Below are 11,707 nucleotides of genomic sequence, written 5' to 3'. Positions count from 1 at the left end.
CTGGCCTACTTCTCGCCCGCCTTGCCGTGCGGGGGGATGACCACGGCAGGGTACGCATCAGGATCCAGGCGGCGCATCTCGGTCTCGATCCAGGCCTCCACTTCGCGCATCAGCTCGTCGGGCTTGCGGCCTACGCTGGAAATGGGCTTGCCGATGGACACATCCACCACGCCCGGGCGCTTGATGAACGCCTTGCGCGGCCAGACCTTGGCGGACGTCACAGCAATTGGCACCACTGGCGCGCCGGTGTCGATGGCCAGGCGGGTGCCGCCGGTCTTGTAGTTGCCCTTTTGCCCACGCTCAATGCGCGTGCCTTCGGGGAACATGATGATCCAGATGCCCTGGGCCAACAGGTCCTTGCCCTGCTGCACCACCTTGTGGAAGGCTTGGGTGCGCTGGTCGCGGTCGATGTGGATCATGTCGAGGCGGCCGATGGCCCAGCCGAAGAACGGCACACGCAGCAGCTCCTTCTTGAACACATAGGCCAGGGGGCGCGGCATGATCGCGGGCATCAGAAAGGTCTCGTATGTGGACTGGTGCTTGACCAGCAGCACCGCCCCCGCGTTCTCGCCCTGCGGCAGGTTCTCCATGCCGATCACGTTGGCGCGGATGCCCAGGATCACGCGGGCACCGCTGATGCACAGTGACAGCCACGCGCGGGCGATGCGGTACAGCGGCTTGCCGCGCACGCCCAGCAGCGTGCCCAGCATGATGGTCAGCGCATAGGGCACCACAGTGATGCCCATCCAGAGAAGGTGAATGACGGAACGGATAAAGGCCATTTTGATGGTCATTTTGGCCGCCAGCGCTTATCTATCAAGCGCTAACAGCTATTAAAGTAATAGCATCAGAAAGCGGCACCACCAGGCGCTGGCAGGGGTGTCGCCGCCAGGGGTGCCGCAGCGGGCTGCACAGCAGGCAAAAGCTGGTCCACAAAATCACCCAGGCTGGCATGCACGCGCGTGCCCGGCGGAACCCCCGCTGGCAAGGGGCCACCCGGGTGTACCTGCGCCGACTGCCCCGTGCACACCAGGTGCAGCTGTGCGCCCAGTGCGGCGCCTGCCTGCAGGTGCGCGGTGCAGCTGCCCACCACCTGCACATCCTCACGCTCCACCCCATAGCGGTCACTGATCTGCTCCAGCAGCCCGGGGGCGGGCTTGCGGCACGCACACTCCTCATCGGCCGCGTGGGGGCAGTAGAAAACGGCATCAATGCGCCCACCCACCGCCGCCACCTGGCGGTGCATCTTGGCGTGGATGGCGTTGAGCGCTACCACATCAAACAAGCCCCGGCCCAGGCCCGGCTGGTTGGTGGCCACCACCACATGCCAGCCCGCATGGTTGAGGCGCGCAATGGCTTCGAGCGCGCCCGGCACAGCGGTCCACTCGTCGGCAGCGGTGACGTAGTCGTCCGCCAGCGGATTGAGGGTGCCGTCGCGGTCGAGGATGGCGAGTTTCATTGGAGGGGTTTACCTTGTGAGAACCGCCAGCCTAGCAGCTTGTGCAAACCGGTCAAACCGCCAGGCGGGACAGGTCGGCCACGCGGTTCATCGCGTTGTGCAGCATCTTGAGCAGGCCCAGGCGATTCATGCGCACATCCAGTTGCTCGGCGTTGACCATCACATCGTCAAAGAACGCGTCCACCGGCGCACGCAGCACGGCCAGGGTCTGCAGGCTGGCGGTGTAGTCGCCAGCGTCGAACTGCGCATTGGCCTCGGGCACAAAACGCTGCAGCGCAGCGTAGAGGTCCTGCTCGGCTTTTTCCTGCAGCAGCTCGGGGTTCACGTGCGCGTCCACCGGGCCTTCGACCTCGGCCTTCTTGAGGATGTTGCCCACGCGCTTGTTGGCGGCGGCAAGGGCGGGGCTTTCGGGCAAGGCGGCGAAGGCGCGCACTGCGGCGAGTTGTTTTTCGACCAAGGCCAGACGCTGCGGGCGCAGGGCTAGCACCGCGTCGACTTCCTGGGCGCTGTAGCCTTGCTCACGCAGGCTGCCGGCGAGGCGGTCGTAGATGAAGTCGGCCAGGGCCGCTGAAGCATCGGTGATCTTGTCGCCAAAGGCGGGCACTGCACCAGCCAGAAGCGCATTCATCTCCAGCGGCAGATCCTTCTCGACCAGCATGCGGATCACGCCCAGCGCGTGGCGGCGCAGCGCAAACGGGTCGCGGTCGCCGGTGGGCAGGTTGCCGATGCCAAACATGCCAACCAGGGTTTCCAGCTTGTCGGCCAGGGCCACCACGACGCCAGCGGTGTTGCGCGGCAGCGCGTCGCCCGCAAACCGCGGCTTGTAGTGGTCTTCGATGGCGTGCGCCACGGTTTCGCCCAGGCCGTCGTTCAGGGCGTAGTAGCCGCCCATGATGCCCTGCAGCTCAGGGAATTCGCCCACCATGTCGGTCACGAGGTCGGTCTTGGCCAGTTGCGCGGACAGGTCGGCATCCTGCACCAGTTGTGCGTCGCCCAGCTGGGATGCAATCGCCTTGGCAATGGCGCGCACGCGCTCCACGCGTTCACCCTGCGTGCCCAGCTTGTTGTGATAGACCACCTTGGAGAGGCCTTCGACGCGCGAGGCCAGCGTCTTTTTGCGGTCTTGGTCGAAGAAAAACTTGGCATCGGCCAAACGGGGGCGCACCACGCGCTCGTTGCCGCCGGTCACAAAGCTCGTGTCTTCGGGGCTGATGTTGCTGACCACCAGGAACTTGTTGGTCAGCTTGCCTGCAGCGTCCAGCAGCGGGAAGTACTTCTGGTTGGCCTTCATCGTGAGGATGAGGCATTCCTGCGGCACGCCCAGGAACTGCTCTTCAAACTGGCAGATGACCACGTTGGGGCGCTCGACCAGCGCGGTCACTTCGTCGAGCAGCGCCTCGTCTTCAATGGGGCGGGCGCCATTGCCCACCTTCGCAGCAGCAGCGGCCAGCTGGCGCGCGATCTCGGCCTTGCGCTCGGCAAAGCTGGCGATCACGGCGCCATCCTTCTTCAGCGTGGCGGCGTAGCTGTCGGCATCGGCCAGCACCACGGGCGACACGGCGGCTTCAAAACGGTGGCCGGTGGTGCTGTTGCCCGCCGTGAGGCCCAGCGCCTTCACGGGCACCACCGTGCTGCCATGCAGCGCGACCAGGCCGTGTGCGGGGCGCACAAAGTTCACGCTGGTCCAGCCGGGCAGCTCACAGTCGGTTTCGAGCTGGTAGCTCATCACCTTGGGGATGGGGAGCTTGGCGATGGCTTCATCCAGCGCCTTTTGCAGGCCAGCCTCCAACGTGGCACCGGGCACCACGCTGTCGTAGAACAGGGCTTCAGCCTTGCCGTCCTGCGCGCGCTTCAAGGCAGCCACAGCGGCGGCGGGGTTGGACACATCGGCGCCCAGCGCCTGCAGCTTTTTCAGTAGCGCAGGCGTGGCGTTGCCGTCTTTGTCCAAGCCCACGGTCACGGGCATCAACTTTTGCTGCACGGCCTTGTCGGTGGCCTTGTCGGCCACGGCCGTCACATGGGCAGCGAGGCGGCGGGGCGAGGCAAAGGGGGTGACCACCGAGGCTGCGGACGCCAGGCCCAGGGCCTTGAGCTGGTCGCCCAGCACGGTGGCAAAGGCATCGCCCAGCTTCTGCAGCGCCTTGGGGGGCAGTTCTTCGACAAACAGTTCAACGAGGAGGTTTTGGGTCGTCATGTTCTTGTTCTTTCGCTCGTTCACGCTGCCTTTTTGACCATCTGTTCCACCCACTCGCGCGGCGCCATGGGGAAGCCCAGGCGCTCGCGGCTTTCGTAGTAGCTCTGCGCCACGGCACGGGCCAGGTTGCGGATGCGGCCGATGTAGGCGGCGCGTTCCGTCACGCTGATGGCACCGCGCGCATCCAGCAGGTTGAAGCTGTGTGCGGCCTTGAGCACCTGCTCATACGCGGGCAACGCCAGCTGCTGCTCCATGAGGTACTTCGCCTGCTTTTCGTGCGCGTTGAAGGCGGTGAACAAAAAGTCCGCGTCGCTGTGCTCGAAGTTGTAGGTGGACTGCTCCACCTCGTTTTGCTTGTACACGTCACCGTAGCTCAGGGTGTCGGTCCACTTGAGGTTGTAGACGTTGTCCACGCCCTGCAGGTACATGGCCAGGCGCTCCAGGCCGTAGGTGATCTCGCCGGTGGCGGGCTTGCAATCGATACCGCCCACCTGCTGGAAGTACGTGAACTGCGTCACCTCCATGCCATTGAGCCACACCTCCCAGCCCAGGCCCCAGGCGCCGAGCGTGGGGTTCTCCCAGTCGTCTTCGACAAAGCGGATGTCGTTCTTTTTCAGATCGAAGCCCAGGGCTTCGAGGCTGCCCAGGTAAAGCTCCAGGATGTTGGCGGGTGCGGGCTTGAGCACCACCTGGTACTGGTAGTAGTGCTGCAGGCGGTTGGGGTTCTCGCCGTAGCGGCCGTCCTTGGGGCGGCGGCTGGGCTGCACGTAGGCGGCCTTCCAGGGCTCGGGGCCGATGGCGCGCAGGAAGGTGGCAGTGTGCGAGGTGCCGGCGCCCACTTCCATGTCATAGGGTTGCAAAAGGGCGCAACCCTGCGCGTCCCAGTAGGACTGCAGCTTCAGAATGATTTGCTGGAATGTCAACATGGCGTCTGTGGCACTGGCAAGCCAGGGCCGGGCAAGTAAGGGGGAAAGAAAAGGCGGTGCGTATGTCAGGCCCGCCGCCTGCAGCCACCAAAGGCTGCAAGCGCGGGCTCGCGCGCGCAACCGGTCATTTTACGGCGCTGCGGCTGGGGCTCGACAAACAAGCAGCATCCGCCCTCCCATGAAAAAAGGCCGGAGCCCTTTTGGAGCCCCAGCCTTCCCAACCAGTCACGCGGGCTATAAGCCGGTGCGTACCGGTGACCACCTTTGCGGGCAGCCCGTCGGCGCACGTGTTGTGCGCCAAATCACGTATCGAAAATCTGTCGCAAGACTCGCGCAACCCAAGGTCCAACTGGACGCGCGGTCATCGCGAGAGCACCCGTGGATCTGGCTCCGCCAGTCCACCGGGTGCGTCCCCCTCAGGGGGAAGGCGCGCAGCGCCTCAGGGGGAATCAATACTCCCAGAAAATCCGCTGCAGTTCCTTGCTGTCATTGGTCTTGGTGAGGGCCACCATGGCCAGGATGCGGGCCTTTTGGGGGCGCAGGTCGTGGGCCACCACCCAGTCGTACTTGTCGTCAGGCTGCTCGGCATTGCGCAGCACAAAACCGTCGGGCACGCGGGCCGAGCGAACGATCTGCACGCCCGCAGCACGCAGTGCCTTGAGCGAATCCACCGCCTGTGCGGCCACCGAGCCGTTGCCCGTACCGGCGTGGATCAGCGCCTTCACGCCCGCCTTGCCGTAGGCTTCAATACCCGTGGTGTTCATGTTGCTGTAGCCATAGACGATGTCCACGGCGGGCAGGGCCTTGATGTCGTCGATGTTGAACTCCGATTGCATGGTGTGGCGCTTGACCGGCGCGCGGAACCAGTAGTTCTTGCCTTCCACCACCATGCCCAGTGGGCCCCACTGGCTCTTGAAGGCCTCGGTCTTGATGTTGATGGTCTTGCTCACGTCGCGACCACTCTGGATCTCGTCGTTCATCGTGACCAGCACGCCCTTGCCAGCGGCATCCTTGCTGGCGGCCACGGTCACGGCGTCGTACAGGTTCAGCGCGCCGTCGGCCGACAGGGCCGTGCCGGGGCGCATGGAACCCACCACCACGATGGGCTTGTTGGTGCGCACGGTGAGGTTCAGGAAGTACGCGGTTTCTTCGAGCGTGTCGGTGCCGTGGGTGATGACAATGCCGTCCACATCCGCCTGCTTGGCCAGCGCCGACACACGCTGGCCGAGGCGCAACAGGTGCTCGTTGGTGAAGCTTTCAGACGCGATCTGGAACACCTGCTCACCGGACACCTTGGCCACATTGGCCAGCTCGGGCAGGCCTGCCAGCAGTTTATCGACCGGCACCTTGGCAGCAGCGTAGGTGGCGCTGTTGGCGGCCGAGGCGCCAGCACCTGCAATGGTGCCGCCCGTGGCCAGCACCACCACATTGGGCTTGGCAGCCTGGGCCATGGCCACAGCGGACGCGGCCGACAACAGCAAGCCTGCGAGCCAGCGGCTGGCAGTGGGGGAGGAAGAAATGCGCATGAGGGTGTCTCCTGTTTTTTTGGGGTTGGCGACGCGCGTTGCGCCGCTCTTTGCAAAACCCGCCCGTGAAGCGGTGCCGCATCCTATGAGAAAGCAGAACACAGTCATGCGGAATAATTGACCCACCCTTATGAATTTCACTCACACCCCCAACACCTCCACCCGATCCCAGTATTCGGGTCGCACGGGCACATACACCGGAGCAGCGCTGGAATGAACTTGCGGCAACTGGAAGTATTTCAGGCCGTGCTGCAGACTGGCAACATGAGCGCAGCGGCGCGCCTGCTGTGCATCACGCCCTCGGCGGTCAGCAAGGCCATTGCGCACACCGAGCTGCAGCTGGGCTACCGGCTGTTCAACCGCACACCTTCGGGCTTGACCCCCACCCCCGAGGCCCAGGTGCTGGCGGCCGAATCCACTGGCATCTACCGGCAGCTCGACGCACTCAAGCGCACCGCGCGCAACCTGGCCACCAGCGATTCGGGCGATGTACGCCTGGGGGCGATCCCGTCGATCACCCACGAGTTTCTGCCGCGCCTGTTGCAACACCATGCCGAGCAGCATCCGCAGGTGGGCGTGGAGGTGCGCACCATCCACCAGGACCAGATGACGCAGGCGCTGCTCACGCGCAGCGTGGACTTTTGCCTGGGTTTCTACAAACACCCGCACCCGCAAATTGCGAGCGACCTGCTGGTCAGCGGCAGGCTGTACCTGGCGGTGGCGACCAGTGTGTGGGCACGTGCACCCCGTGCCGCCAGCCCCGGCGCGCGGCTGGCGCAGGTGCCGGTGATCCGCCTGGTGGGCGACGACCCCATGCGCCAGGCGATTGACGAACTCGCGCAACGGCTGGGCTCTCCCGCCGGGCCTGGCATCCAGGTGCAGACATCGCGCCTGGCGCTGGAACTGGTGCGCCGGGGCATGGGATGGACGGTGGTGGACTTTCTCACCGCCAAAGGGCTCGACCCCGCGCAGATAGTGGCGCAGGAGCTGCACGAACTGCCCCCCATGTCGCTGTACAGCTACCATGCAAGGGCGTTGCCACCCGGTCTGCAGGCCACGCGCATGCTGGCCATGCTGCCCACCCTGCTGCACGAGGCCCTGCAGCCCAACCCCAAGCCTGCCAAGCGCTAGGAGGCAGCGGTCAGTGGTTCCAGCGGCGCAGCACCAGGCTGGCGTTGGTGCCACCAAAGCCGAAGCTGTTGGACAACACCGTGGTCAGCTGCGCATCGCGCGTTTGCGTAACCAGGGGCATGTCACCCAGTGCCGGGTCGGGCGTCTCCACGTTGGCAGAACCGGCGATGAAGCCCTTGTTGAGCATGATCACGCAGTAGATGGCCTCTTGCACACCCGTGGCGCCCAGCGAGTGGCCCGTGAGCGACTTGGTGGACGAAAACGGCGGCACCTTGTCGCCAAACAGGGCGCGCATGGCGCGCACTTCCTGCATGTCGCCCACCGGCGTGGAGGTGCCGTGGGTGTTGATGTAGTCGATGGGGGCGTCAAGCCCTTCCATGGCCTGCTGCATGCAGGCAATGGCACCATCGCCCGAGGGGGCCACCATGTCTTCGCCATCGCTGGTGGCGCCAAAGCCCACCACTTCGGCCAGGATGGTGGCGCCGCGCGCCTGGGCGTGTTCGAGGCTTTCCAGCACCACGGCGCCGCCGCCGCCGGCGATCACGAAGCCGTCGCGGTTCGCGTCGTAGGCGCGCGAGGCCTTCTCGGGCGTGGCGTTGTACTTGCTGGACATGGCACCCATGCCATCAAACAGCAGCGACATGCCCCAGCTCAATTCCTCGCCACCACCCGCAAACATCACGTCCTGCATGCCCCAGGCAATCTGCTGCGCGGCTACACCGATGCAGTGGGCCGAGGTGGAGCAGGCCGAGGTGATGGAGTAGTTGATGCCCTTGACCTTGAAGTTGGTGGCCAGGCAGGCAGAGACGGTGGAGCTCATGCAGCGCGTGACCTGGTAGGGCCCGACGCGGCGGATACCCTTTTCGCGCAGCGTGTCGGCCGCCTCGATCTGGTTGGCAGGCGATCCGCCGCCCGAGCCCATGATGAGGCCGGTGCGCGGGTGGCTCACCTGCTCAGGCGTGAGACCCGCCTGGGCAATGGCGTCTTCGAGCGCGATCTGCGCATACGCGGCCGCATCACCCATGAAGCGCAGCTGCTTGCGGTCGATACGCGCCTCGATGTCGATCTCGGGCGCACCACCCACCTGGCTGCGCAGGCCCAGCTCGGTGAATTTTTCGACGGCCTTGATGCCGCTTTTGCCTTCACGCAGGGAGGCTTCCACGGTGGCCAGGTCGTTGCCAATGCACGAGACGATGCCCGCGCCGGTGATGACTACGCGCTTCTTGGTGGTCATGCTGCGTCCTTGCCGTCTTCCTCGCGCTTGAACAAGCCCACGCGCAGGTCATTGGCTACATAGATTTCCTTGCCATCAGCCAGCAGGCGGGCATCGCCAATGGCCATGACCAGCTTGCGCTTGATGACGCGCTTGATGTCGATTTCGTAGGTGACGAGCTTCACGTCCGGGCCCACTTCGCCGGTGAACTTGACCTCGCCCGCACCCAGCGCACGGCCCCGGCCGGGCAGCTGCAGCCAGGTCAGGTAAAAACCGATGAGCTGCCACATGGCATCGAGCCCCAGGCAGCCGGGCATGACCGGGTCGCCCTGAAAGTGGCAGGCAAAGAACCACAGGTCGGGTTTGACATCGAGCTCGGCGCGGATCTTTCCCAGCCCGTGCGCGCCACCATCGCTGTCGATGTGCGTGATGCGGTCAAACATCAGCATGGGCGGCAGCGGCAGGCGCCCGCTGTCGGCGCCGAACAGCCGGCCCTCGCCCGAGGCGATCAGTTGTTCGTAGGAAAAGGAATCTGCCATTTTCAGTCGTGCTCCAGAACAGCGGTTGGCCCGCCTCAAATCATCGTTGTATGCAATACAGCCCCGTCTTGCGGGGCTCTATTATCAAGGCATAGGGAGCTGCCTCTAAACAATGGCCTGCCAAGCCACCCGCCCCGCCCTGTCGGCGCCTGACCTGGATCAATGGCGGCGCACCCCCATGTCCTTGTTTCTGGCCCACACGCCAAGCGCCAGCACCAGCGCCCCGAACATCCAGAGCGGCCACAGGCCCCAGCGCGACACCCACCAGGCGTAGGGCGTGATGGCCCAGCCACTTTGCGCATCCAGCCCCCGGCCTTGCACCTCGCCCTTGAGCACGCCGCGTGTAGTGCGCGCCAGCTGGTGCGTCACCACACCCCGGTGGTCGATGATGGCGGTGGCGCCGGTGTTGGTGGCGCGCACCATGGGGCGCTCGAACTCCAGGGCACGCATGCGGCTGATCTGCAGGTGTTGGTCAATGGCCACGGTGTCGCCAAACCAGCCGATATTGCTGAAGTTGACGAACACCGTGGGCGCCTGAGCCGGGTCGATGAAACGAGCCCCCAGCTCTTCGCCAAAAAGGTCTTCGTAACAGATGTTGGGCGCAATGCGCTGGCCCGCCCAGGCAAAGGAGGGCTGCCCCACCACACCCCGGTTGAAGTCCCCCAACGGAATGTTCATCATGGCCGTGAACCACCTGAAAAAGGGCGGGATGAATTCGCCAAACGGCACCAGGTGGTGTTTGTCGTAGCGGTAGGGCGTGGCCCCGGTGGCGGGGCTCATGCCAAGCACCGAATTGGTGTAGCCCTGCGCCTCGTCGCCCAGCGGAATGCCCAGCAGCGCGGCCTGCGGACCCTGCGCGTAGCGCTGCTGGATGCCTTCCAGGTAGCCCGGAATGAGCTGTTGAGGCAGCAGCGGGATGGCCGTTTCAGGCGCCACCACGAGATCGGCCTTGGCGTCGCGCAGCGCTTCGGCATACCACTTCAGTGCCAGCGGCACGCCGCTGCCCGACTGAAATTTCTCGTCCTGCGGGATATTGCCCTGCAGAAGCTCCAGACTCAGGGAAGGCGCCGGGCGCTGCAGGGGTGTGGAGCAGAGATGGATGGCACAAAAGCGGTCTACCGTGGCCAGGGCCAGCGCTGCCCCCAAGGCCAGCAGCAGCGCCCACAGGCGCCAGCCACGGAAGTCGGCGCGCCGCACTTGCACCGCCCCCATCGCCAGCATCGCAGCAACCGCCCCCAGCCCATAGACGCCCCCGTAGCGCGCCAGCGCCGCCAGCGGCCCATCCACATGGGCATAACCGCCAGCGCCCCAGGGGAACCCCGTCCACAAGGTGCCACGCGCCAGTTCGGCCACCAGCCAGAATGCTCCAAAAATGATAGCTGTTAGCGCTTTACTGGTAAGCGCCAGGCGGCAAAAAAGCCCCAACATCGCCGCGTAGTAGCTGGCGAGGAACGCCGCCAGCCCCAGCACCGCCGCCACGGCCAGCGGCGCTGCCAGCCCGCCGTAGGTGTGCATGGAGATGAAAAGCCACCAGAAGGTCCCGGCCAGCCAGGCCGTGGCAAACAGGCCACCGATGGCCGCGCCGCGCTGCCAGGAGACAGACACCGTGGCATGTGGTCGCACCAGCCAGGCCAGCACCGCCATGGAGGCGATCTGCAGCCACCACAGGGGCTCACCGCTCCAGGGCCAGGCCAGCGAGGCCGCCTGCGCCACGCCAGCAGCCACGGCCAGCAGCGCCTGCAGGGCCAGCGGCAGCCCCGGCGTGGAGGTAGCTCGGGCCATCAGTCGCTGGCGCTGGCTTCTTCGACCCGCGACACCTTGAACCAGCGCACGGCGCCGCCCTTGGTGTGCAGCACGACGAAGTGCAGGCCGCTCAGCTGCAGGTGCTCGCCGCGCTTGGGCACATGGCCCATTTCGTGGGCAATCAGGCCGCCGATGGTTTCGAAGGTTTCATGGGGGTCGCTGCCCTGAACCAGCACATCAAACGCCTCGCACACCCGCTCCACCGAGGTGTCGCCACTCACCCGGTAGGTGCGGTCGGCCAGGCCAAAGATGTCGCCGTCGTCTTCGGGGATGTCGAACTCGTCCTCGATCTCGCCCACGATCTGTTCGAGCACGTCTTCAATGGTGATGAGCCCGGCCATGCGGCCAAACTCGTCGATCACGATGGCCAGGTGGTTGCGGTTGCCGCGAAACTCGCGCAGCAGGTCATTCAGGCCCTTGCTTTCAGGCACAAAGGCGGCCGGGCGCAGCAGCGCTCGGATATTCAGCTCCGGCGCCCGCTGCAGCTTGAGCAGGTCCTTGGCCATGAGGATGCCGATGATGTTCTCGCGCTCGCCCTGGTACACCGGAAATCGCGAGTGCGCGGTGTTGATGACAAGGTGCAGCATCTCGTCAAAAGGTGCGTCGATGTTGACGAGGTCCATGCGAGGGGCGGCCACCATCACGTCGCCCGCCGTCATGTCGGCCATGCGGATGACGCGCTCCAGCATCACGCGCGAATCGGCCCCAATGACCTGGTTGTCTTCGGCTTCGGCCAGGGTCTCGATGAGTTCTTCCGTGGAGTCTGGCCCCGGATGGATGAACTCGGCCACTTTCTGCAGGAAGGTGCGCTTGTCTTCCCTCTCGGGTGGTCGCCCGGGGTGCGCGGGATGCGGGTCAGACACTGGAGTGCACGACGTGCGGTAGTGAATCAGGCCCCTAGGATAGCGGATAGTTG

General features: G+C 65.2%; 10 protein-coding genes. 1 reads left to right on the top strand and 9 read right to left on the bottom strand.

Annotated elements, in window-relative coordinates; all coding sequences use genetic code 11:
* Nucleotides 1-5: 5 nt before the first annotated feature.
* From ACT89O_RS03805 to ACT89O_RS03785, 5 genes are all read right to left on the bottom strand, one after another.
* A complete protein-coding gene (locus ACT89O_RS03805; protein WP_487262815.1) occupies nt 6-782 on the bottom strand; it encodes a lysophospholipid acyltransferase family protein in 777 nt (258 codons plus the stop codon).
* Nucleotides 783-847: 65 nt separating this feature from the next.
* Nucleotides 848-1,459, bottom strand: coding sequence for a D-glycero-beta-D-manno-heptose 1,7-bisphosphate 7-phosphatase (gmhB, locus tag ACT89O_RS03800; RefSeq protein WP_055396855.1), 612 nt, complete (start codon nt 1,457-1,459; stop codon nt 848-850).
* A gap of 52 nt (nt 1,460-1,511) precedes the next feature.
* Nucleotides 1,512-3,653 carry a glycine--tRNA ligase subunit beta gene (gene glyS / locus ACT89O_RS03795; protein WP_487261877.1) on the bottom strand — a complete coding sequence of 714 codons (2,142 nt, stop codon included), beginning with the start codon at nt 3,651-3,653 and terminating at the stop codon, nt 1,512-1,514.
* 20 nt (nt 3,654-3,673) lie between these two features.
* The gene (gene glyQ, locus ACT89O_RS03790; protein ID WP_008907201.1) at nt 3,674-4,579 is read right to left on the bottom strand and encodes a glycine--tRNA ligase subunit alpha; all 906 of its coding nucleotides are present in this window, start codon (nt 4,577-4,579) and stop codon (nt 3,674-3,676) included.
* Nucleotides 4,580-5,028: 449 nt separating this feature from the next.
* The gene (locus ACT89O_RS03785; RefSeq protein ID WP_055396859.1) at nt 5,029-6,105 is read right to left on the bottom strand and encodes an asparaginase; all 1,077 of its coding nucleotides are present in this window, start codon (nt 6,103-6,105) and stop codon (nt 5,029-5,031) included.
* Between the two features lie 213 nt (nt 6,106-6,318).
* On the opposite strand from ACT89O_RS03785, the gene ACT89O_RS03780 reads away from it, so the two are divergent.
* Nucleotides 6,319-7,236, top strand: coding sequence for a LysR family transcriptional regulator (locus ACT89O_RS03780; protein ID WP_055396861.1), 918 nt, complete (start codon nt 6,319-6,321; stop codon nt 7,234-7,236).
* Nucleotides 7,237-7,246: 10 nt separating this feature from the next.
* On the opposite strand, the gene fabB is transcribed toward ACT89O_RS03780, so the two are convergent.
* From fabB to ACT89O_RS03760, 4 genes are all read right to left on the bottom strand, one after another.
* The gene (gene fabB, locus ACT89O_RS03775; RefSeq protein WP_055396863.1) at nt 7,247-8,470 is read right to left on the bottom strand and encodes a beta-ketoacyl-ACP synthase I; all 1,224 of its coding nucleotides are present in this window, start codon (nt 8,468-8,470) and stop codon (nt 7,247-7,249) included.
* Nucleotides 8,467-8,988 carry a 3-hydroxyacyl-[acyl-carrier-protein] dehydratase FabA gene (gene fabA / locus ACT89O_RS03770; protein ID WP_008907199.1) on the bottom strand — a complete coding sequence of 174 codons (522 nt, stop codon included), beginning with the start codon at nt 8,986-8,988 and terminating at the stop codon, nt 8,467-8,469. The genes fabB and fabA overlap by 4 nt, the downstream gene beginning before the upstream one ends.
* A gap of 159 nt (nt 8,989-9,147) precedes the next feature.
* On the bottom strand, nt 9,148-10,770 hold the full coding sequence (lnt, locus tag ACT89O_RS03765) for an apolipoprotein N-acyltransferase (protein WP_487261876.1): 1,623 nt from the start codon (nt 10,768-10,770) through the stop codon (nt 9,148-9,150).
* Complete coding sequence (locus tag ACT89O_RS03760) at nt 10,770-11,654, bottom strand: CorC family transporter (RefSeq protein ID WP_055396869.1); 885 nt, start codon at nt 11,652-11,654, stop codon at nt 10,770-10,772. The genes lnt and ACT89O_RS03760 overlap by 1 nt, the downstream gene beginning before the upstream one ends.
* Nucleotides 11,655-11,707 lie beyond the last annotated feature (53 nt).

This window comes from Acidovorax sp. NN32, assembly GCF_057597245.1.
This window is presented reverse-complemented; position numbering and strand designations above follow the sequence as displayed.